The organism is Cellulosimicrobium sp. BMG9.23, assembly GCF_059159985.1.
Map to the genome: position 1 here is coordinate 153,058 of NZ_JBZGBZ010000004.1, position 20,555 is coordinate 173,612.

The 20,555-nt window shown below is 72.9% G+C and carries 18 protein-coding genes, 2 tRNA genes and 1 pseudogene; 9 read left to right on the forward strand and 12 right to left on the reverse strand.

Going from position 1 to position 20,555, the window contains the following annotated elements; translation table 11 throughout:
* A tRNA-Ile gene (locus AC4H2G_RS07325) sits at positions 1-78 on the forward strand.
* A 124-nt stretch (positions 79-202) separates the two neighbouring features.
* Here AC4H2G_RS07325 and AC4H2G_RS07330 read toward each other — a convergent pair.
* Positions 203-928: an SDR family oxidoreductase gene (locus AC4H2G_RS07330; protein ID WP_494365104.1), complete on the reverse strand. Its 726-nt coding sequence runs from the start codon at positions 926-928 to the stop codon at positions 203-205.
* Between the two features lie 125 nt (positions 929-1,053).
* On the opposite strand from AC4H2G_RS07330, the pseudogene AC4H2G_RS07335 reads away from it, so the two are divergent.
* The 3 genes and pseudogenes from AC4H2G_RS07335 to AC4H2G_RS07345 form a co-directional block, all read left to right on the forward strand.
* Positions 1,054-1,137, forward strand: a pseudogene (locus AC4H2G_RS07335) (MerR family DNA-binding transcriptional regulator); the annotation flags it as partial.
* Positions 1,138-1,506: 369 nt separating this feature from the next.
* On the forward strand, positions 1,507-2,022 hold the full coding sequence (locus tag AC4H2G_RS07340; RefSeq protein ID WP_494365372.1) for a hypothetical protein: 516 nt from the start codon (positions 1,507-1,509) through the stop codon (positions 2,020-2,022).
* 46 nt (positions 2,023-2,068) lie between these two features.
* Positions 2,069-2,141 (forward strand) — tRNA-Asn (locus AC4H2G_RS07345).
* 86 nt (positions 2,142-2,227) lie between these two features.
* On the opposite strand, the gene dnaG is transcribed toward AC4H2G_RS07345, so the two are convergent.
* Both dnaG and AC4H2G_RS07355 read right to left on the reverse strand, forming a co-directional pair.
* Positions 2,228-4,174, reverse strand: coding sequence for a DNA primase (gene dnaG, locus AC4H2G_RS07350; protein ID WP_494365105.1), 1,947 nt, complete (start codon positions 4,172-4,174; stop codon positions 2,228-2,230).
* Positions 4,175-4,183: 9 nt separating this feature from the next.
* Positions 4,184-5,134 carry an AraC family transcriptional regulator gene (locus AC4H2G_RS07355; RefSeq protein WP_494365106.1) on the reverse strand — a complete coding sequence of 317 codons (951 nt, stop codon included), beginning with the start codon at positions 5,132-5,134 and terminating at the stop codon, positions 4,184-4,186.
* A gap of 117 nt (positions 5,135-5,251) precedes the next feature.
* Here AC4H2G_RS07355 and AC4H2G_RS07360 point away from each other — a divergent pair, with 117 nt between their 5' ends.
* Positions 5,252-5,710 carry a VOC family protein gene (locus AC4H2G_RS07360; RefSeq protein ID WP_494365107.1) on the forward strand — a complete coding sequence of 153 codons (459 nt, stop codon included), beginning with the start codon at positions 5,252-5,254 and terminating at the stop codon, positions 5,708-5,710.
* Between the two features lie 18 nt (positions 5,711-5,728).
* On the opposite strand, the gene AC4H2G_RS07365 is transcribed toward AC4H2G_RS07360, so the two are convergent.
* Together AC4H2G_RS07365 and AC4H2G_RS07370 are read right to left on the reverse strand one after the other, a co-directional pair.
* Entirely contained in the window at positions 5,729-7,060 is a 1,332-nt protein-coding gene (locus AC4H2G_RS07365; protein ID WP_494365108.1) for a deoxyguanosinetriphosphate triphosphohydrolase, read from the reverse strand.
* Between the two features lie 24 nt (positions 7,061-7,084).
* Positions 7,085-7,714: an RBBP9/YdeN family alpha/beta hydrolase gene (locus tag AC4H2G_RS07370; protein ID WP_494365109.1), complete on the reverse strand. Its 630-nt coding sequence runs from the start codon at positions 7,712-7,714 to the stop codon at positions 7,085-7,087.
* A 62-nt stretch (positions 7,715-7,776) separates the two neighbouring features.
* Between AC4H2G_RS07370 and AC4H2G_RS07375 the strand changes: the two genes are divergently transcribed.
* On the forward strand, positions 7,777-8,121 hold the full coding sequence (locus AC4H2G_RS07375; RefSeq protein ID WP_494365110.1) for a MerR family transcriptional regulator: 345 nt from the start codon (positions 7,777-7,779) through the stop codon (positions 8,119-8,121).
* Between the two features lie 24 nt (positions 8,122-8,145).
* On the opposite strand, the gene AC4H2G_RS07380 is transcribed toward AC4H2G_RS07375, so the two are convergent.
* Positions 8,146-8,895: a metallophosphoesterase family protein gene (locus AC4H2G_RS07380; RefSeq protein ID WP_494365111.1), complete on the reverse strand. Its 750-nt coding sequence runs from the start codon at positions 8,893-8,895 to the stop codon at positions 8,146-8,148.
* 128 nt (positions 8,896-9,023) lie between these two features.
* Here AC4H2G_RS07380 and AC4H2G_RS07385 point away from each other — a divergent pair, with 128 nt between their 5' ends.
* Positions 9,024-9,455 carry a hypothetical protein gene (locus AC4H2G_RS07385; RefSeq protein ID WP_494365112.1) on the forward strand — a complete coding sequence of 144 codons (432 nt, stop codon included), beginning with the start codon at positions 9,024-9,026 and terminating at the stop codon, positions 9,453-9,455.
* Between the two features lie 21 nt (positions 9,456-9,476).
* On the opposite strand, the gene AC4H2G_RS07390 is transcribed toward AC4H2G_RS07385, so the two are convergent.
* From AC4H2G_RS07390 to AC4H2G_RS07405, 4 genes are all read right to left on the reverse strand, one after another.
* Complete coding sequence (locus AC4H2G_RS07390; RefSeq protein WP_494365373.1) at positions 9,477-11,276, reverse strand: glycoside hydrolase family 13 protein; 1,800 nt, start codon at positions 11,274-11,276, stop codon at positions 9,477-9,479.
* An 83-nt stretch (positions 11,277-11,359) separates the two neighbouring features.
* Positions 11,360-12,271 carry a sugar ABC transporter permease gene (locus AC4H2G_RS07395; RefSeq protein WP_494365113.1) on the reverse strand — a complete coding sequence of 304 codons (912 nt, stop codon included), beginning with the start codon at positions 12,269-12,271 and terminating at the stop codon, positions 11,360-11,362.
* Position 12,272: 1 nt separating this feature from the next.
* A complete protein-coding gene (locus AC4H2G_RS07400) occupies positions 12,273-13,916 on the reverse strand; it encodes an ABC transporter permease subunit (RefSeq protein WP_494365114.1) in 1,644 nt (547 codons plus the stop codon).
* Between the two features lie 149 nt (positions 13,917-14,065).
* A complete protein-coding gene (locus AC4H2G_RS07405) occupies positions 14,066-15,295 on the reverse strand; it encodes a sugar ABC transporter substrate-binding protein (protein WP_494365115.1) in 1,230 nt (409 codons plus the stop codon).
* 259 nt (positions 15,296-15,554) lie between these two features.
* Between AC4H2G_RS07405 and AC4H2G_RS07410 the strand changes: the two genes are divergently transcribed.
* Both AC4H2G_RS07410 and AC4H2G_RS07415 read left to right on the forward strand, forming a co-directional pair.
* Positions 15,555-16,619 carry a LacI family DNA-binding transcriptional regulator gene (locus AC4H2G_RS07410; RefSeq protein WP_494365116.1) on the forward strand — a complete coding sequence of 355 codons (1,065 nt, stop codon included), beginning with the start codon at positions 15,555-15,557 and terminating at the stop codon, positions 16,617-16,619.
* A gap of 142 nt (positions 16,620-16,761) precedes the next feature.
* Positions 16,762-18,600, forward strand: coding sequence for a glycoside hydrolase family 13 protein (locus AC4H2G_RS07415; protein WP_494365117.1), 1,839 nt, complete (start codon positions 16,762-16,764; stop codon positions 18,598-18,600).
* Between the two features lie 55 nt (positions 18,601-18,655).
* Here the strand turns inward: AC4H2G_RS07415 and AC4H2G_RS07420 are convergent, their stop codons facing one another.
* Positions 18,656-19,060: a hypothetical protein gene (locus AC4H2G_RS07420; protein ID WP_494365118.1), complete on the reverse strand. Its 405-nt coding sequence runs from the start codon at positions 19,058-19,060 to the stop codon at positions 18,656-18,658.
* Positions 19,060-20,550 (reverse strand): PGAP1-like alpha/beta domain-containing protein, encoded by a 1,491-nt coding sequence (locus AC4H2G_RS07425; protein WP_494365119.1) that lies wholly within the window; start codon positions 20,548-20,550, stop codon positions 19,060-19,062. The genes AC4H2G_RS07420 and AC4H2G_RS07425 overlap by 1 nt, the downstream gene beginning before the upstream one ends.
* Positions 20,551-20,555: the final 5 nt, after the last annotated feature.

Consider the following 20,555-nt stretch of genomic DNA (forward strand, 5'->3'; position numbering starts at 1 on the left):
GCCCTGACCTGCGGCGACGCATCCCGGAAGAGATCGATCATCTCTCGGTCGCGGGTTCAAGTCCTGCACGGGGCACCAGGCCGGACCGTCGGCACAGCGACGATCGCGAGCCGTGCGGCCCGCGAGCCCGCACATCGCGGACCGCCAGTGAGCCCGGCGCCGGGCGGGACGTGGTCCCGCCCGGCGAGCCCGGACTGCCGCGTCAGCTCGCGCCGAGGAGCTCGGTGATCTGGGCGTAGAACGCGGCCGCGTCCCCGGAGAGCGAGGCCTTCACCATGGCCGTCCAGTCGTCGACGACCACCTCGATCGACCCCTCTGCCAGGCTGTCGAGGGACCTCCGGGGGACATCGCGCGGGTCGATCTTCGGCCCGTCGTAACCGGCCGAGATGTCCGTGTCGGCCGCGCCGAGCAGCACGCCCTGCACGAGGGTTCCCTGGTCGGCGAGCTCGAGGCGCACCCCGTTCGTCATGTTCCAGACCGCGGCCTTGGTGGCCGCAAACGTGCCGGTACCCGGGCTGGCGAACCACGACAACGCGGAGAGCATGTTGACGATCGCGCCGCCACCGCCCGCGGCGAGGACCGGGCTGAACTGGCGGATCACCTCGAGGGGGCCCCAGAAGTTGGTCTCCATCTCGCGCCGGATGTCGGCGACGTCGCCGGTGACGAGGTCGGCGCCGGTCGAGATGCCGGCGTTGTTCACGAGCAGGGTCACGTCCGGCGCCGCTGCGGCTGCGGTCACGATCGATGCGCGGTCCAGAAGGTCGAGACGCAGGGGCACGACCTTGCTGTCGTCGAAGTCGAGGGTCTCGGGTCGACGTGCGGTCGCGTACACGCGCCCGGCACCACGGTCCAGCAGCTCCAGGACGAACTGGCGGCCGATCCCGCGGTTCGCTCCGGTGACGAGTGCGACCTGGTCGGTGACATGCATGATCGTGGTGCTCCTTGGCATCGATTCGGGCGGCTCCGCGGACGGCTCCACCGGGACGACCGCTAAGCAAGGACCTCACGTTGACGTCAAGGGCAAGTCCGTGGCGGAAACGGTCAGAAGAGGCGATGCGGATCGGTGATCTCGCGCAGCGGGCAGGGGTCAGTCCCAGGGCGCTGCACTACTACGAGGAACAAGGACTGCTCGGCGCCGAGCGCACCGCGAGCGGGCAACGTACCTATCCGGCGTCTGCGGTCGAGCGCGTCCGGCTGACCAGCAGTTCTTCGCCGCCGGACTCTCCAGCCGGACCGTTCTGCAGCTCCTCCCGTGCGTCGACAGCGGACACGGCTCTCCCGAGGTGCTCGCGATGCTCCACACCGAGCGTGACCGCATCACGGCAGCCATCAGCGAGCTCGGTGCCGCACGCGACGCCCTCGATCGCATTATCGAGACAGCGCGGCACCCGACCCCGGAGCACTGTCCCGCACTCCGCGACCCTGCGTGGTCCCCCGTCGATCCGCACGCGGCCGGCACGGCGCCGGTCGCCACTGTGCCGACCGCTCAGCGGCTACCGTAAGTCCGTGCCCTGGTTCCGCCGCCACTTGCTCCCCGACCCGGTCCGTCGCGCCCTCGACATCCCCGCCGGCGACCGCGTGCTCGCTTCGGCGGAGCTCGTGGACGGCGCGTGGGTCGTCGCGACGCGCAGCACGCTCGTGACGAGCGACCCGTCCGGCGCCGTGACGCTGAGACGTCCGTGGTCGGACGTGGACCGGGCGTCGTACGCGCCCGAGTCGTCGACCATCTCCGTCACGTGGGTCGACGGCTCCGACCCCGTCGACCTGCGCCTCGCCGACCCGCGACGCACCGCTCTCGTCCAGACGCTGCGCGAACGGGTCCAGTCCTCCGTCGTCCTGTCCGAGACCGTGACGTTCGCCGCAGGACGCACCGCGCGCGTGGCCGTGCGACGCCATCCCGATGGCGGCCTGTTCTCTCAGGTCGTCACGGAACCGGGGGTCGATCTCGACGACCCGGAGGTCGCCGCACGGGTCGACGCGGCCGAGTCCCGCGTCCGGTCGGCGTCCGGACTACCCCTCTGAGCCTGCTAGAGTTTTCCCCGTTCACCACGGTGAAATCCGTGGCCGATCCCGCGTAGCTCAGCTGGCAGAGCATCCGACTGTTAATCGGACGGTCGTAGGTTCAAGTCCTACCGCGGGAGCCTTCGGAAGGGGCGTCGACACAGGTCGGCGCCCCTTTCCTCGTCCTGACACGCGCCTCGCTCCGTCCAGATGCACGTGCGGACCGTCAGGCGATCTCGCCGTCCCGCAGCGTCCGCCGCTCGGCCTCGACGGCAACGAGGCGGGCCCACGCCGCCTGGTAGGCCGCGACGTCGGCCGACGGGTCGAGACGCTGGAGCCGGCTCTTCGCGTCGGCGATCCGGCGGGTGAGCCCGAGGTCCACGAGCCCTCGCACGACCCCGGCGACGTAGCCCCCGACGACGCTCTCGCGGTCCTCCGGGAGTGGAGCGACGGCAAGCTCGGTGACGAGGCCCTGGACCGGCTCGGCGGCCTGCTCGACGACGGCCTCCACCCAACGACCCGCGCCGAGGACAGCGCCCTCGCGCGCTCCCCCGGCGGCCCGGACCGCGGCGTGCACGGCGCGCCAGGCGGGCACCGAGAAGGCGTCCTCGTCGAGCGTGTCGAACACCGGTGGGACGTGCTGCGGGTACTGGAGGACTGCGACGAGCGCGAGCCGCTCGCGGCGCGCGACGGGGTCGCGCGGGTCGGGTGCGGGCATCGCCGGCACGGCGGGTGCGACGTCGGACGTGGCCGCCCGGGCGTCGTCGGTGCGCGCGCCACGGACGGGTCCGGGCGTCGGGCGCCGGCTCGCCGACGAGACCTCGCGCCGGACGCGGTCAGCGTCCATCCCGATCCACCCGGCGAGGAGGCGCGCGTACTCGGGGCGCAGCGCGGCGTCGCGGATGCCCGCGACGATCGGTGCCGCGGCGCGCAGCGCGCCGACGCGCCCCTCGGCCGTGTCGAGGTCGAAGCCGGCGAGCGTGGTGCGGATGACGAACTCGAACAGCGGCTGCCGCCCGTCGACGAGCGCGCGCACCGCATCAGGGCCGCGCGCCATGCGCAGCTCGCACGGGTCCATGCCGCTGCTCTCGACGGACACGAACGTCTGCGCGTAGAAGCGCTGGTCTTCGCCGAACGCGCGGACCGCCGCCTTCTGCCCCGCGGCGTCGCCGTCGAACGTGAAGATCACCTCGCCGCCGACGGACGTGCCCGACGCGAGCTGCATGCCACCACCCGCCGTCGTGTCCCCCAGGAGGCGGCGGACGATGCGCGCGTGGTCGGTGCCGAAGGCCGTGCCGCACGTCGCGACGGCGGTCGTCACGCCGGACAGGTGCGCGGCCATGACGTCGGTGTACCCCTCGACCACGACGACGCGCTTCTGCTTCGCGATCTCCCGCTTCGCCAGGTCGATGCCGTACAGCACGTTCGACTTCTTGTAGAGCGACGTCTCGGGGGTGTTGAGGTACTTGGGTCCCTGGTCCTCGTCGTACAGGCGGCGCGCGCCGAAGCCGACGATCTCGCCCGTGACGTCGCGGATCGGCCACACGAGCCGCCCGCGGAAGCGGTCGTAGATCCCGCGCTGCCCCTGGCTCATGAGGCCCGACGCGACGAGCTCCGCCTGCGTGAACCCGCGCCCCTGGAGATGCCTCTGCAGGCTGTCCCAACCGGTCGGGGCGTACCCGACCCCGAAGTGCTCGGCGTCGGACCGGTCGAAGCTGCGCTCGGCGAGGAACGCGCGCGCGGCGCCTGCGCCCGGGCCGACGAGCTGCTCCGTGTAGTACTGCGCCGCGACACGGTGGGCCTCGAGCAGGCGCTGGCGCTTGCCCGGCTCCTCGCGCGCCCGCGGCGCTCCCCCGCCGTGCCCGCTCTCCTCGTACCGGAGCTGGATCCCCACGCGGTCGGCGAGGTACTCCACGGCCTCGGTGAACGTCAGGCCGTCGATCCTCTGCACGAACGAGATGACGTCGCCGCCCTCGCCGCACCCGAAGCAGTGCCAGCGCCCGACCCCGGGCCGCACGTGGAACGACGGGGAGCGCTCGTCGTGGAACGGGCACAGTCCCTTGAGTGATCCGACGCCGGCGGACTTGAGCGTGACGTGCGCGGAGACGATCTCGTCGATCCGTGCGCGGTCGCGGACGGCGTCCACGTCCTCGCGTCGGATCAGGCCTGCCACGACCCGAGTCTATGCGTCCGGGCGGACCGCGGAGGCCGCTCCGGCACCGACGCCAGCTCCCGCGCCGACCGCCTCCGCGAGCGCCGTCCGCGACGCCGCGCACCGGCGGGCGTACGCCGCCGGGGTGGTCCCGGTCGCGCGGACGAAGTCGGTCCCGAGGTGGGCCTGGTCGTAGTACCCGACGGCGGTCGCGAGGGTCGCGAGGTCGTGTGCGGGGTCGCTCGCGAGCAGGTCGGCGGCGAGGTGCACGCGGTGCCGCTGCAGCACCCACTTGGGGCTCACGCCGACGTACCGGGCGAACAGACGCTGCAGCGTGCGCGGCGTGGTCCCGACGACGTCCGCGAGCTCGTGCACGCCGGCTCCCGGCCCGAGGCGGCCGGACACGAGCGCCGTCATCACCGCCTGGACCCGTTCGAGGTCGCGGGCGGTCCGGGCGGAGCGGACCGTGCGCGCGCGGGCGCGCACGAGCGGCTCGACCTCGGCGACGGCGTCCTCGAGACGGCCCGCGGTCGCCAGGGTGACGGCCGCGCGCGAGGCCGCGTCCGCCGTCGGGCCCAGGAACGACGCGGCCGGGACGAGCGCGCCCGGTCGCACGGCGTCCGGGGACCCGAGGAGGACGCGGAAGGCGCCCGGACGCAGCTTCGTGCCCACGACGGCGCCGCACCCGACGAGGGTGCGCTCGAACAGACCGGGCGGGATCCCGTGCGCGGCGTAGCCGGACGCCTCCGCGACGACGTTGGCGACGGGGTGCGGGACGATCACCTGCGTGAACGACTGCCCCGGCGGCAGGTCCCAGCGCACGACCCAGTGCCGTTCGACGAGGTCCGCGAGGTCTGGCGCCGGGTCGAGCCGCACGAGCTCGAAGCCGCGCCGCGCGGCGGCCGGGTCGACGATCCCGCGCAGGGAGGTCGTCGGGGGACGCGCCCCGACGGGAGGCTCGCGTTCGAACACCTGTCGCATTCCTCCAAGACTGGCACGACCGACCGACACGAGGATGGTGCTCCCGGGACGAGCTCGGGACAAGCACCGGACAACACGGACGCGCCCCGCACGGGGCGCCCTGCGAAGGAGGACACCATGGAGATGTCGGCACTGCACCCGAACGTCACGGTGAGCGGCGCACGGGAGGCCATCGCGTTCTACGAGGCGGCGCTCGGCGCCGAGGTGGTCGACGTGGTCACGGCGGGCGACGCGGTGATCCACTCGGACCTGCGGCTCACGTCGGCGGCGGGCGTCTCGACGTTCACCGTCGCGGAGGCGTTCCCGCCCGACTCGGTGGCGCCCGAGCCCGGCGCGCCGACGCACGCGTCGTTCTCCGTACCGGTCGCGGACACCGACGCGGCGTACGCCCGTGCCGTCGCGGCGGGGGCGTCGAGCCTCGCGGAGCCGGCGGACTGGTTCGAGGGGTTCCGGCAGGCAGCGGTGCGCGACCCGTTCGGCCACCGCTGGTACTTCGTCACCGTCGCGGACTCGGTGACCGCCGCGGACGTGCAGCGCGCGAGCGATGCGTGGCTCACCGAGCGCAGCGACGCCTGAGGTCGTCTCGCGACGCCGTCAGTCGCGGGGACGCACGAGCCGCGCGTGCAGCTGCATCGCCGACACGTCGGTGAGGGACGCGACCTGGTCGACGACGACGCGCAGGCGCGCGGCGTCGTCGGCCGCCTCCTGCCAGTCCGCGGCGAACGACGGCTCGAGCGCGAGCGGCGCCCGGTCGGCGAGCACCTCGACGAGGTCCGCGATCACCTCGCGCTGCCGCTGGTAGAGCGGCTCCTGCTCGCGGGGAGCCATGACGTACGCGACGGCGATGCCCTTGAGCACGAGGATCTCGGCGACGGTCTCGTCGGGCACGACGAGCCGCGCCGCGTAGCGCGTGAGGGGTCCGTCGCCGTAGACGGCGCGCGTGGCCTCCTGCGCGGCACCGGTGAACCGCCCGATGAGCTGGCTCGTCGCGTCCTTGAGCGCGGCGAGCGCGCGGCGCGAGCCGTCGAACCCGGTGACGAGGTGGCCGGTCTTCTGCAGGCGACCGATCGCCGCCTCGAGCTCGGCGGCGTCCTGCGCGGTGCCGTACCAGGCGTGCACGGCGCGCACGACCCGGTCGCGCTCGTCGGCGTCCTCGAGCACCGCGAGCTCGATGCGACCCCCGACGACCGCGTCCTCGACGTCGTGCACGGAGTAGGAGACGTCGTCGGCCAGGTCCATGACCTGCGCCTCCAGGCACTTCACCTGGCGGGGCGCGCCGGCACGCAGCCAGTCGAACACGGGGCGGTCGTCCTCGTAGACGCCGAACTTGTGGGTCGCGCGCCCGTCGGCGCGGGGCGGGCCCTCGCCGGCTCCCCACGGGTACTTGACGCTCGCGTCGAGGCTCGCGCGCGTGAGGTTGAGGCCGACGGGCCGGCCGTCGTCGGTGACGACCTTCGGCTCGAGGCGCGTGAGGAGGCGCAGCGTCTGGGCGTTGCCCTCGAACCCGCCGATGTCCACCGCGAGGTCAGCGAGCGCCCGCTCGCCGTTGTGCCCGAACGGCGGGTGGCCGAGGTCGTGCGCGAGGCACGCGGTGTCCACGATGTCCGGGTCGCAGCCGAGCGCCTTGCCGATCTCCCGCCCCACCTGCGCGACCTCGAGCGTGTGGGTGAGCCGGGTGCGGACGAAGTCGTCGCTGCCCGGTCCGAGCACCTGCGTCTTGGCGCCGAGGCGCCGTAGCGCCGAGGAGTGGACGATGCGCGCGCGGTCCCGCTCGAACGGGGTGCGGGCCCGGGACTTGGGCTGCTCGACGGACCAGCGCTCGGTGTCGGCGTCCGTGTACGACGCCGTCCCCTCCTCGCCGGAGGCCGGGCGCGGGAAGGTCCCGACGACCGTGGGGTCGAACGCGCCCTGCTCGAAGGTCTGCACCGGCACAGCGTATCGACCGCGGTCTCACGCGACCGGACGCAGCCCCGTCGTGGCACGCACCCCGGACAGCAGGAGGTCGCGAACCACCGGCAGGCTCGTCGCACCGTCGTCGGCGAGAAAGTGCCCCGCGCCGGGCACCGTGACCACCTCGGCCTGGAGTCGCCTCGCCAGCGCGTCCGACGCGGCAGGCGGGACGATGGCGTCGTCGTCGGAGCGGACGACGGCCCGTACCACGGTGCGCGCCCGGACGGCCTCCATGTCGACGTCGGCCGCGAGGTACTCGTCGAGCGCGGGCAGTGCGGCGAGCGCACCCGTGAAGCCCGAGACGAGGACGAGGCCGCCGAGAGCCCACGGGTGGGCGAGCGCGGCGAGCGCACGCAGCGTCGTGATGCTCCCGAGCGAGTGGGCGACGACCCACGTCCGCGCGTGGGGGACGCCGAGCACCCGTGCCACCTCCGACTCCCAGGTTGCCGCGACGGGCGCGTCCGGCTCCGGCAGCCGCACGACGTCGGTCGGGAGATCTCGGCGGCCGAGCTCGTCGGCGAGCCAACGGAACCAGTGGTCGTCCGGCGTGGCGCCGAAGCCGGGCACGACGATGACGCGGCCACGGGCGGCGGCGGAATGAACCGGCTCGGCCGGTGTTGTCCAGGACATGCCGTGACCGTAGAGGGTCACGTCGGTGTCAGGGTCAAGACGACGAGACGTGGGAGAGACAGGTGCTGATCGGAGAGCTGTCGCAGCGGACGGGAGTCAGCCGTCGCGCGTTGCGCTACTACGAAGAGCAGGCCCTGCTCGTCCCACGGCGCACCACGAACGGCTACCGGCACTACGCCTCGGACGCGCAGGTCGTCGTCGAGCAGATCCAGGGACTGTTCGCGGCAGGGCTCGACTCGATCGCCGTCCGCCGGTACCTGCCGTGCGCGCAGGGCAAGGGACCTCGGCTCGAGATGTGCCCCGAGCTGCGCGCTCACCTTCTCGAGCGGGCTGCGCAGTTCGAGGCGCAGGAGGCGGTGCTCGCACGGCGGCGCGCGACGCTCTCCGCGTACCTCGCGGGCGGCTGATCCCGGGATTCTGCCGGGCTCCCGTCACGCAGTGTCCGCGCGGCCGCGGTAGACGGCGGTGCGCAGCTCGCCCGCCCACGCGTCCGCCTGCGGCATACCGAGGTCGTACGCGACGGCGATCTCCGCCTCGACGTCGTAGGGCACGCGGACGATCTGGAGGGCGAAGGGGCCGGGCTCGCCAGACCCGACCTCCCCCTCGAGGAGCACGTAGGACGGCGTCGGCTCGTCGAGCGGGTTGCCGGCGCTCCCGGCGTTGAAGAGGGTGCGGCCGGCGACGGTCAGCACGAACGCGTCGTGGACGTCGCCGTAGCCGACGACGCTCGGCTCGGGTCCGGGGCCCGTGAGCCCGGTCGCGGCGAACATCCCGGCGAACTCCTCGGGCGTGTGCCGGAGGAACACCTTGCGGTGCACGGAGGCCGCGGTCGCGTGGAAGAGCCGGACTCTCCGGCCCGACACGACGAGGTCGTGGCTCAGCGGCAGGGCCGCGAGCCAGTCGCGCTGGTCCGGGCGCAGCTCGTCGCGCCACCACACGTGCTCGGGGAGCCCGTCGTCCGGCGACGCGGGCAGGAAGTCCTCCCAGTTGCCGCGCACGTTCACGTCGCACGCCTCACGGCACCGGTCGACGACGGCCTGGCCACGCGGCCCCTTGCCGACCATGTCGCCGAGGTTGAGCACCCGGCTCACGCCGCGCGAGGCGGCGTCGGCGAGCACCGCCTCGAGCGCGGACAGGTTGCCGTGGACGTCCGACAGGATCGCGAGTCGCTCGACGGGCACGTCCGCGATCCTGCCACGGAGCCCGTGCCGACGAGAAGTGACCTACGGCCCCGGATCTCGGCAGAACAGGGGCGGAAGCTCACGTCTCGGCGGGGTGTGGTCGACGCGCGGGCGGTAGCCTCGGCCGTATGGGTGCAGCGCACGCGCTCGAGCTCCGGGTCGTCACCGTCGACGACGTGGTCGAGGTGGTGCCCTACGTCGACGACCGCTCGGTCGTGGCGCTCGTCCGGGACGTGGAGTCGTCCGCCGGCTACTCCCCAGCCGGCGCGTACGGAGGGCTCGTGCCCGGGCTCTTCCGGTACGGGCCGGCGGCGCAGCACTGGTACGGACGAGGTCGCACGCCCGCGCCGGGGCACGCGTGGATCCTGGCGTGCGACTGCCACGAGGCAGGGTGCTGGCCGCTCGAGGTGACCATCGCCGTCGACGAGCACACCGTCACGTGGTCGGGCTTCTCCCAGCCGCACCAGCCGCGCTGGGACTACGGCCGGCTCGGGCCGTTCGCGTTCGACCGGGCGCAGTACGACGACGCCGTGGACCGGGTCGCGCACCTCTTCGCGTGAGACCGTCGCACCCACGGCGCCTCAGTGCAGCCGCCAGACCCCCACGGCCGGGCCGTCGCTCGCGAGGCGCCACGCGCCGTCGTGCACGGACAGGTCGAGACCACCGTGCAGGTGCTCGGCCTCCCGCGCCGCCCCGACGACCGCGGGGTGCAGGCGCACCCCCGGCCAGACGTCGCGCGCGACGGCGACGAGCACGCGCTCGTCGGGCGTCTCGCGCAGGTAGACGAGCGCGTCGTCGTCCACGTGGACCCATCGCAGCCCGCCCGAGCGCAGCGCGGACGACGCCCGGCGCACCGCGATGAGCGAGCGGTAGTGGTCGAACGTCGCGGTGTCCCAGCGCTCCGGCTCGTCCCACGGCATGGTCGCGCGCGCGTGCTCGCCGTTGAGGCCCGTGAGCCCGACCTCGTCCCCGGCGAACACCACGGGCGTGCCCGGGTACGTGAGCAGGAGAGTCGCCGCGACCTCGACGAGCTCGCGCGAGCCGACGATCGAGCGCAGGCGCGGCGTGTCGTGCGAGCCGAGCATGTTCCACTGCGACGCCGTCACGCGCCACGGGTGCACGGCGTCGAACTCCCGCATGGTCTCGACGACGGAGCGGCCGCCGCGGCGCGGCGTGCGCACGGGCAGCCCGAGGTACGGCACCGACGACCCGGCCGGCGACAGCCATGTCCACACCGGCCGCGTGAACGCGGAGTAGTTCATGTTGGCGTGCCAGCCGTCGCCGGCGAGGTCTCCCGTGGCGTCGTGGAAGTGCTCGGCGACGAGCGCGGCGTCGGGGTTGATCGCGGCCATCGTGGCCCGCAGCCTCCGCGCGATGTCGAGCGTGCGGTCCTCGGCACCGTACCGGCCCGTCATGTTGGCGACGTCGATGCGCCACCCGTCGATCCCGAACGGCTCGCGCAGATAGCGCCCGACGACGGAGCCCGGTCCGTCGATCATCCGTGCCGCGAGCTCGACCGAGCCGTACGAGAGCTTCGGCAGGGACGCGACCTCGAGCCAGCCGACGTACCCGGGGTCGCCCTCGGTCCAGTAGTAGAAATCCCGCTCCGGCGCCGCGGGGTCCGCGAGGGCGCGCGAGAACCACTCGTGACCGACGCCCGTGTGGTTCGTCGTGAGGTCGCCCATGACCCGCAGGCCGCGCGCGTGCGCGGCCCGGATCAGCGACGCGTACGCCTCGTCGCCCCCGAGCAGCGGGTCGACGTGGTCGAACGTGCTTGCGTCGTAGCGGTGGTTCGACCGTCCCGGGAACACGGGCGTCGTGTAGAGCGTGGAGACGCCCAGGGTGACGAGGTGGTCGAGCCGTTCCTCGATCCCGGCGAGGTCACCGCCGTAGTACTGCGTCCCGACGTCGGGCCCCCCGCCGTGCGGTTCGTCGCCCCACGCGGCGGGCACCGCCCAGCCGGGCAGGTCCCGGCGCCCCGCGGCGTCGGACCGCGCGAACCGGTCCGGGAAGACCTGGTACACGACGCCGTCGACCATCCACGACGGCGCCGGGTCGTGGACCGTGAGGCGGAAGTCCGCGGCGTCGGGCACGTCGCGCTCCCACGTCCCGCGCCCGTTGAGCCAGCGGTAGCCGCTGCTCCCGTCGGCGCCGGGGGCGTCGAGGAAGAACCGGTACCCCGTCTCCGGGTTGTGGACCAGCACGTCGGCGGCGTACCAGTCCTCGTGCTCGTCGGAGCGGTCGAGACGCGCCGGCGACAGCCGCGGCTCGCCGTCGCGGACCGTGCGCAGCCACACGTCCCGGACGCCCGCGCCGCGCGGGACGCGCACCCGGACCGGGACCGTGTCGCCGAGGCCCGGCGTGCCCTCGGGGACGTACATCGCGGAGCCGTCGTGGTGGGCCGACGGCGTCGTGGTCGGGACGGTCGCCGGGACGGCCCCGGACGCGGTCGGCTCCACGGCGCTCAGCCCTTCACGGAGCCGGCGGTCAGGCCGCCGACGATGTACTTCTGCAGGTAGAGGAACAGTGCGAGGACCGGCAGCGCCGAGATGACGGCGCCCGCGGTGAACAGCCCCCAGTTCGCCTCGCGGAGCGACGACACCCAGCCGTAGAGCCCGACGGCGAGCGTCCAGTTGCTCTCCGACGACAGGACGATGCGCGCGATGATGAACTCGCCGAACGTGCTGATGAAGGACAGCAGCGCGACCACCGCGAGGATCGGCGCGACGAGGCGCAGGATGATCGTCCAGTAGATCTGCGTGTGCGTGGCGCCGTCGATCTTCGCCGCCTCGTCGAGCTCGCGCGGGACGGTGTTGAAGAACCCGTACATGAGGAACGTGTTCACGCCCAGCGCGCCGCCGAGGTACACCGCGATGAGCGCGATCTTGCTGTTGAGGCCGAGCGCGGGGACCACGTCGCCGAGGCTGAGCAGCAGCAGGAAGATCGCCACGAAGGCCAGCATCTGCGGGAACATCTGGATGATGAGCAGCGACGTGAGGCCGATGCGCCGCCCGGCGAACCGGAAGCGCGAGAACGCGTACGCGGCCGCGGCTCCCATGAGCACCGTGCCCACCGACGTCACGACGGCGATGACGAGCGTGTTCGTCATCCACGTCCAGAACATCGTGGTGCCGAGCTGGGCGTAGTTCGCGCCGCTGACGTCGGAGAACAGGGAGTTCGACCCGGTCAGCGTGCCGTTCTCCGAGAGCGACGCGGAGAGCACGTAGACGAGGGGGAACGCCGCGTAGACGACCGCGACGACGCCGACGAGGTGGCGCCAACCGAGCTCGGAGAACCAGCGACCGGGCTTCATGCGGCGCTCCGGGGCCGGCTGGGTGGTGCCGTCGACGACGGGCGCGGCGTGGGTGGTCGCCATGTCAGCTGAGCTCCTCGAACTTGCGCGTGGTCCGGAACGCGAGGGCGGAGATGGTCCCGACGATCAGGAAGATGACGATCGACAGGGCGCTCGCGAGGCCGAAGTCCTTCGCGGCGGAGCCGTCGACGCCCGAAATGGAGTACACCATCGAGATGAGGATGTCCGTGTGCCCGAGCGGGACGGACGCGTCGGCGAACCGTGGACCGCCGCCCGTGAGCATGTAGATGAGCGTGAAGTTGTTGAAGTTGAAGGCGAACGACGAGATGAGCAGCGGCGCCGTCGCGATGAGGAGCAGCGGCAGCGTGATCGCCTTCCAGGTGCGCCAGCGCCCCGCGCCGTCGATCTTGGCGGCCTCCATGACGTCCGCCGGCAGCGACTGGAGCGCGCCCGTGCAGATGAGGAACATGTAGGGGAAGCCGAGCCAGAGGTTCACACCGAGCACCGCGAGCTTCGCGAGCCACGGGTCGGTGAGCCAGGGGATCTCCGCCCCGCCGAGCAGCACCGTGTTGATGTACCCGAAGCGTGTGTTGAGCAGGCCGGACCACAGGAGCGCGGCGAGGAAGCCCGGGATCGCGTACGGCAGGATCATGAGCGTCCGGTAGAGCTTGCGCCCCCGCATGCGCGTGTCGTTGAACGTGATCGCGAGGAACAGTCCGAGCAGGAACGTCGTCGCGACGGAGCCGACCGCGAACACGAAGGTCCACACGAGGATCTTGAGGAACGGTTCCGCGTACCGGCTGTCGGTGAAGGCCGTCGCGAAGTTGTCCAGGCCCACGGGCACGCGCCACCCGACGGCGAGCGTCGTGCCGTCCGCGGCCTCGAACTGCCCGTCGTCGTTCGGGGTGTAGACGGTCCCCGTCGTGGTGTCCGTCATCGTGTCCGCGGCCTCGTCCCACTCGAGCGACGAGGTGTAGACGTAGCCGGTGCGGGCGTCGGTCGTGCGGATCGACCCGTCCTCGGGGTCGTCCGAGACCGGGACGCGCAGCTCGGTGACCTCGCCCTGACGCTGCAGGACCTGGTCGCGCGGCAGGACCGTCCAGCCGGGGACCTCGGTGACGCGGTCCGCGTCGACGGTCGCGCCCTCGGCCGTCGCGAGCGGCTGGTCGGCGGAGCCGACCTCGACCTCGCCGTCCTCGCCCAGGACCGCGAAGCCGAGCGCGTCGCCGTCGGCGACGACGGTGAGCGGGACGGAGGGCGAACCCTCGACGCGCCGCTCGTTCTGCACGAGGAGCGCGGAGACCGCCTGGTCCTTGGTCCCGTTGTGCCCGGTGCCGTAGTTGGTGAACGCGACGTAGCCCGTGTAGGCGACGACGAAGATCTGGAAGACGAGGAGGAACGCCAGCCCCGGGAGGATGTACTTCAGCGGCAGCGCGCGCCGGGAGAAGTAGACCCAGTTGGCGGCGACGAGCAGCGCGAGGCTCGCGGCGAGGACGCCGTACGAGCCGGCCTGCCACGCGGACCACACGACGTAGACGCCCAGGGCGTCGACGACGGCCATGAGCGCGAGCTTGACGAAGAAGCCCGGACCGAAGTCCCGCGCGTGGGAGTCGTCCCGCGACCGCAGCGCCCGAGGGCGACGTGGCGTCCCCGAGTCGGCCGGGGGGATGCCGACCGGGTCGTCGGTCGTGGTCTGAGGGGCGGACATCGTGGTGCCTCCGAGGTGGTCCGACGCGGCGCCGCCGCCGCGTCACAGGTCGTGAGCCGTCCGTCCGTGGACGGGCGGTGACCGGCGGGCCGTCGTCGGGCGGGAGAGGTCTCCGCGCCCGACGACGGCCGGCGCCGGTCGGGGTCCGGTCAGGAACCGATCGCGCCCTCGATGTCGGCGATCATCTTGTCCCAGGTCGCGACGGGGTCGGCGCCGCTGACGATCGCGGCCTCGGTCACGCCCCAGAAGCTCCACACGGAGGCCATCTCGGGGATGGACGGCATCGGCACGGCCTCGGCGCCGACGTCACGGAAGCCCGCGACGATCGGGTCGGAGGACGAGGCGGAGTCGGCCGCGGCGGTGAGCGCCGGCGGACGGTTGCCCGCCTGGTACAGCGCGAGCTGCGCCTCCTCGGTCGAGAGGAAGTTCACGAGGAAGTCGTTCGCGACGATCGCGTTCTCGCTCTCGGCGCTGAGGTAGAAGCCCTGCACGCCCACGAACGGCTGCGCGGGCTGGTCGCCCGCCGTCGGGATCGGGTCGATCGACAGGTCCATGCCCTCGAAGGACTCGATCATCCACGGCCCGCCGACGATGAACGGCGACTCACCGTTCTTGAACGCCTCGACGGCGATGTCGTAGGTCGTGTCCTGGCTCAGCACGCCTGCGGCGCCCTGCTCGCCCAGCCACGTGGCGTAGGCCTGGCCCTCGGGGCCGCCCATCGCGAGCTCGGACGAGTAGCTGCCGTCCTCGTTCTGCGTGAAGACCGGGGCGCCGAACGACGTCTGGAACGGGTAGTGCGTGTAGGGGTCGCCCTTGTCGTTGTCCGACTGGACGAGGATCGGGAACTTCGTCCCCGCCGCCTGGCCCGCCGCGACGGCGTCGTCCCACGTGGCCGGCGCCTCGGCCGCGAGCTGGGTGTTGCGGATGAGGGCGATGTTCTCGATCGCGTAGGGCAGGCCGTAGACCTGGCCGTCCTGCGTGAAGGCCTGCAGCGAGACCGTCTCGAACTCCGACGCCTTGTCACCGAGCTCGAGCGGAGCGACGACACCGTTGGTCGTCATCTCGCCGAGCCAGTCGTGCGCACCCACCGTGATGTCCGGGCCCTCGCCCGTCGGCACCTGCGCGAGGAAGTCCGCGCGGATGTCCTCGAAGTTTTTGAGGACGACCTCGACGCTCGTCCCGGTCTCCTCCTCGAAGGAGGTCGCGGCGGCGGTCACGGCGTCCTGGCGGGTCTCGTCGACCCAGACGGTGAGCGAGCCGGTGGAGGACGCGGTCTCCTCGGGGTCCGTGGTGGTCTCGTCGCCGCTCTCGCCGGACGAGCAGGCCGCGAGGGCGAGCGTCGTGGTCAGCGCGGCGGCAAGAAGGATGCTCCGTCGCATCAGGGGCACTCCAAGCGTGTGTGGTGGTGGCCCGCCCGGCTGGCGCCGGTGCCGGACCCTGATGCGACTGACCGTAGATCGGCGGGTGGCGCCTGTGCAAGTTGTTGCGGTAACTTTCATGCAACGCTTTTCAGGGCGCCCGACGGCGCCTGCCCGCCTCCTCCGGCAGGCGATCCTCGCGCGCCTCGGACCACGAGCACGCGACTCACCGGCCGGACGACCAGGACGAGGAGGTCCGGTGTCCCCTACGCTTCCCCACGTGCGCACCCGTCTCAGCGATCTCGCCGCCCAGGCCGGCGTCTCCACGGCGACGGTCTCGCGCGTTCTCAACGGGAAGGCCGGTGTCGCGAGCGAGACGCGCCAGGCCGTGCTCGCCGCGCTCGACGTGCTGGGCTACGAGCGCCCCTCGACCCTGCGCACCCGGTCGGCCGGCCTCGTCGGCCTCGTCGTCCCCGAGCTGACCAACCCCGTCTTCCCGGCGTTCGCCCAGACGATCGAGTCCCTGCTCGCGGAGCACGGCTACACGCCGCTGCTGTGCGCCCAGTCGCCGGGCGGCACGACGGAGGACGACTACGTCGACATGCTCATGGACCACGCGGTCGACGGCATCGTCTTCGTGTCCGGCCTGCACGCCGACACCCAGGCGAGCCACGAGCGGTACGAGCGCCTGCGCAGCCGCGGGATCCCGATCGTGCTGGTCAACGGGTACGCGGAGGGCATCGACGCGCCGTTCGTCTCACCCGACGACGTCTCGAGCGTCGAGCTGTCGGTGCGCCACCTGGTCTCGCTCGGGCACCGCAGCATCGGGCTCGCCATCGGGCCCGACCGCTTCGTCCCCGCGCAGCGCAAGCTCGCCGCCTTCACGGACGCGCTGGTCCGGCACGAGCTCGTCGCCGACGCCGCCGAGGCCCCCGAGCACGTCGTCGTGACGCTCTACTCCGTGGAAGGCGGGCAGGCCGCCGCGGGCGAGCTCCTCGACGCGGGACACACCGCGATCGTGTGCGGCTCGGACCTCATGGCGCTCGGCGCGATCCGCGCCGCGCGGTCACGGGGCCTGCACGTGCCCGACGACGTCTCGGTCGTCGGGTACGACGACTCCCCGCTCATCGCGTTCACCGACCCGCCGCTCACGACCGTGCGCCAGCCCGTCACGGCCATGGCTCACGCGGCGATCAGCGCGCTGCTCACGGAGATCGCCGGCGAGCGGGCGCCCCGTTCGGAGCTGCTGTTCCAGCCCGAGCTCATCGTGCGCGACTCCACGGGCGCGGCCCCGTCGCGCCCGGCGCCCGGCACCGCGCCTCCTGCGGGGGCCCCGACCGTCTGACCGGCCTCGCGCCGTCGCACCTCGACCCGCCCGGACCGCAAGCGCTTACACTCGATGGCGGGTCGACGCGACCACGCCTCCGACGTCCCTCGACGCACCACGACCCCGACGCACGACCACTCACGTGAGGATCCACAGCTCGATGACTCGTATCGATTCGACGACGCCGACCACCACCGCCACCGTGCAGCCGCTCGCCGCGGGCGCGCTCGTGCACGCGGGCGCCGGCGAGGCACCCGAGTGGTGGCGTGACGCCGTGATCTACCAGGTCTACCCCCGCTCGTTCGCGGACGGCGACGGCGACGGCATCGGCGACCTGCCGGGCGTCACGTCGAAGCTCGACCACCTCGCCGAGCTGGGCGTCGACGCGGTGTGGCTCAGCCCGTTCTACCGCTCGCCCCAGAAGGACGCGGGGTACGACGTGGCGGACTACCGCGACGTCGACCCGCTTTTCGGCTCGCTCGCCGACTTCGACGAGCTCCTCGCGCAGGCCCACGTGCGCGGCATCCGCGTGATCGTCGACCTCGTGCCCAACCACACGTCCGACCAGCACGCCTGGTTCCAGGCCGCGCTCGCCGCCCCCGAGGGGTCCGCGGAGCGCGCCCGGTACGTGTTCCGCGAGGGCGAGGGCGAGCACGGCGAGCTGCCCCCGAACAACTGGCAGTCGATCTTCGGCGGACCGGCGTGGACCCGCGTCACCGCCGGCGCCGGGGCACGTCCCCTGACCGGAGCGGCCGACGAGGTGCCGGGCCAGTGGTACCTGCACCTCTTCGACTCCTCCCAGCCGGACCTCGACTGGGAGAACCCCGAGGTGCGCTCGGAGTTCGAGGACGTGCTGCGCTTCTGGCTCGACAAGGGCGTGGACGGCTTCCGCATCGACGTCGCGCACGGCATGGTCAAGGCCCCGGGTCTGCCCGACTGGGACGGCACCGTCTCGATGGTCGAGGGCACCGAGGGCGGCGGCGCGTCCGACGAGGCCGTCGACCCGGGCGCGCCCGAGGACGGCTCGACCGGCGCCGGCAACTCCGGGCCGATGTTCGACCAGGACGGCGTGCACGAGATCTACCGCGCCTGGCACCAGGTCCTCGCCGGGTACGACGGCGACCGCGCGCTCGTCGCCGAGGCCTGGGTCGAGCCGCTGTCCCGGCTCGCGCGGTACGTGCGTCCGGACGAGATGCACCAGGCGTTCAACTTCTCGTTCCTCACGACCCCGTGGTCCGCCGCGCCGCTGCGCACGGTCATCGCCGCGTCGCTGCACGCGAACGACGAGGTCGGCGCCCCCACGACGTGGGTCCTGTCGAACCACGACGTCGTGCGCCACGCGTCGCGCCTCGGTCTCGCCGAGCCGGGACTGCGGCCCAACGGGATCTTCGCCCACGAGCCGCAGCCGGACGAGGAGCTCGGCCTGCGCCGCGCCCGCGCCGCCTCGCTGCTCATGCTGGGCCTGCCCGGGTCGTCGTACCTCTACCAGGGCGAGGAGCTCGGTCTGCCGGAGCACACCGCGCTCCCGGACGACGTGCGCGAGGACCCCGCGTTCTTCCGCACGCAGGGTGCCGAGGCCGGCCGCGACGGCTGCCGCGTCCCGCTGCCGTGGCACGCCGACGCGCCCGGCCACGGGTTCGGCCCGACCGGCAAGACGTGGCTCCCCCAGCCCGAGTCCTACGCGCGCTACGCCGCCGACGTCCAGCGCGGCGTCGCGGGCTCGACGTACGAGACGTACCGTGCCGCGCTCGCGACGCGCCGCGCCGAGCGCCTCGGCACGGGCACGCTGGCGTGGGTCGAGGAGTACGCCGGCTCCGACGACGTCATCGCGCTGCGCAACCGCGACGTCGTCGTGCTGGCCAACCTCGGGAGCGACCCCGTGGTGCTGCCGCACGGCGTCAAGGTGCTCGTCGCGTCCGGTCCGGTCAGCACCGACCGGTCGGCCGACCCGCAGGTGCGCGTGCCGTCCGACACGACGGTCTGGCTGCGCGCGCTCTGACCTGACCCACGACCGGCCGGGTCCCGCCAGCGCGGGCCCGGCCGGTCGCCCGGCATCAGCCCGACGCGCCGTACAGGTCGCGCATCTCCCGCACGCTCGGCGTGCCGTTGAAGCCGAGCTCGTTCGTGTCGACGACGCCCGCCCCGCCACCGAGTCGGTAGACGGTCGCCGGCATCCACGCGGGCTCGATCTCCTGCTCCGCAGCGAAGGCCCGCAGCACCGCCTCGGTGACCTCCAGGCCCTCCGACGGGTCCGACGTCTCGAGCTGGACCTCGCCCTCCTGCAGCGACCCCTCGAGCTGGGACTCGCACGAGAACTGCGCCGACTCGACCCCGTCGACCCCTTCGGCCGTCCTGGTCAGCAGGTCCGCGCAGGACGAGTCGTCGCCCGAGCACCCGGCGAGCGCGAGGGCGAGCGCACCGACGAGGAACGGCACCGATCGCCGCGTGATCTGTCGCATCAGTCTCTCCTCCCGACGGTGACGTCAACCGCCGACGCAGACCCGCCGTCCTGCACGAAGAACCTCTGGGTCGAGGGGAGGTTCTGGTACTGGAGCAGGGAAGGGTCCGTGCTGGTGCGGATGGAGTCGGTGTAGTTCTGGTGGTCGTGGTTCGTGAGCGCCTCGGAGACACCGTACGGGACCGGCCCGAGATGTCCCCACCACGGCGTGGACTCGCGCGGGTTGTCGAGGGCGACGCTCGTGAAGTTCGGCTGGACGGGGTCGTTGAGACCCGATCCCAGCCGACCGAGCTGCTCGTCGCCCAGGTCGAGACGAGGCACGGCGTCCCCGGAGTGCTGGATCTCGAGAAGCTGCGTCCCGGGGGCGACGTCCACGCTGTCCACCGGCGAGCCGAAGGTCAGGACGTTCGAGACGTCGTACCGCGACGTGATCGACGGGTCGGACGCGAGCGCCGCGGCCGTCATCCCGCCCTGCGAGTGGCCGACGAGCATCACCGGAGCGCCTGCGGGTATGCCCGCGTTCTCCATGGCGAGCGCCACCGACTGCGTCATCGTCGACTCCCCGCCGCCGGCCGTCACCAGGTTCCCGGTGAGGTCCATCGGGTTCTCGTTCGTACCCGGCGCCCATCGCTCGGTGCCCGGGATCGAGACGATGTACGACGTCTCCTGGCCCGGGTTGTCCACCGCCGTGATCCGTACGGTCCCGTCGGTGCCGTAAGCGTCGGTCACGCTCGCCGTGAGGTCGCTCAGCTCGTGCGGCTCGCGCATCGCGTGCCCGCTCTCGGCGGCCGGCCGCGGTCGACCGGCATACGGCTCACCGTCGTCGAAGACGTCGAACTCGGTCGACCCGAGGGACTGGGTCGTCAGCAGCGCCCCGATCGTGGTGCCCCCGAGCAGCAGTCCGGACGCGATGACCTCGGTCGTGCGAGGCATGCGACCGTCCAGGATCGACCCTCCGGTCGCGTCCCAGAGCTGGCCGAGCCCGTCCCCGACGTTGAGCCAGTCGTCCGAGATCGCGTCCCACCGGTTCCCGACCTCGTCGAGAACGTCCGCGCCACGATCGCCCAGCCAGTCGACCGCGTCTCCGCCCGCGTCCCAGAGATCCTCTCCTCGGTCGCGCAGCCAGTCGAGGGGCCCGCCGCCACCGCCGTCGCCGTCGCCGTCGCCTCCGCCGTCGCCGTCCCCGCCACCGCCGTCCCCGCGGCCGCCGCCGTCCGGTCCGCGCCCGCCGCCGGACCCGCCGTCCGTTGACGCCGTGTCCTGCTGGTCCGCGTCGAGGCGAACGGCCCGCGCAGCCTCACGGAGGGTCGCGCACACGCGCGAGAGCGACGGCGCGAGCTCGGAGCTCCACCGACCGCGGAACTCGTCCATGTCGGGCCCGAAGCCGAACGACAGCGCCATCCGGGCCCCGACCTGGTCCCGGGCCGACTCGAGGTCGTCGGCCGCGCGCTCGAGGTCCGTGCCGAGCCGTCGCACCGCGGCGACGTCCATCCCCC

Excerpts from the sequence above, each read along its gene's own strand:
- AC4H2G_RS07370 (WP_494365109.1), bottom strand. The coding sequence starts at position 7,714 with ATGTCCTGGACAACACCGGCCGAGCCGGTTCATTCCGCCGCCGCCCGT.
- AC4H2G_RS07390 (WP_494365373.1), bottom strand. The coding sequence starts at position 11,276 with ATGTACGTCCCCGAGGGCACGCCGGGCCTCGGCGACACGGTCCCGGTC.
- AC4H2G_RS07385 (WP_494365112.1), top strand. The coding sequence starts at position 9,024 with ATGGGTGCAGCGCACGCGCTCGAGCTCCGGGTCGTCACCGTCGACGAC.
- AC4H2G_RS07425 (WP_494365119.1), bottom strand. The coding sequence starts at position 20,550 with ATGGACGTCGCCGCGGTGCGACGGCTCGGCACGGACCTCGAGCGCGCG.
- AC4H2G_RS07360 (WP_494365107.1), top strand. The coding sequence starts at position 5,252 with ATGGAGATGTCGGCACTGCACCCGAACGTCACGGTGAGCGGCGCACGG.
- AC4H2G_RS07330 (WP_494365104.1), bottom strand. The coding sequence starts at position 928 with ATGCATGTCACCGACCAGGTCGCACTCGTCACCGGAGCGAACCGCGGG.
- AC4H2G_RS07420 (WP_494365118.1), bottom strand. The coding sequence starts at position 19,060 with ATGCGACAGATCACGCGGCGATCGGTGCCGTTCCTCGTCGGTGCGCTC.
- AC4H2G_RS07405 (WP_494365115.1), bottom strand. The coding sequence starts at position 15,295 with ATGCGACGGAGCATCCTTCTTGCCGCCGCGCTGACCACGACGCTCGCC.
- AC4H2G_RS07400 (WP_494365114.1), bottom strand. The coding sequence starts at position 13,916 with ATGTCCGCCCCTCAGACCACGACCGACGACCCGGTCGGCATCCCCCCG.
- AC4H2G_RS07415 (WP_494365117.1), top strand. The coding sequence starts at position 16,762 with ATGACTCGTATCGATTCGACGACGCCGACCACCACCGCCACCGTGCAG.
- AC4H2G_RS07355 (WP_494365106.1), bottom strand. The coding sequence starts at position 5,134 with ATGCGACAGGTGTTCGAACGCGAGCCTCCCGTCGGGGCGCGTCCCCCG.
- AC4H2G_RS07395 (WP_494365113.1), bottom strand. The coding sequence starts at position 12,271 with ATGGCGACCACCCACGCCGCGCCCGTCGTCGACGGCACCACCCAGCCG.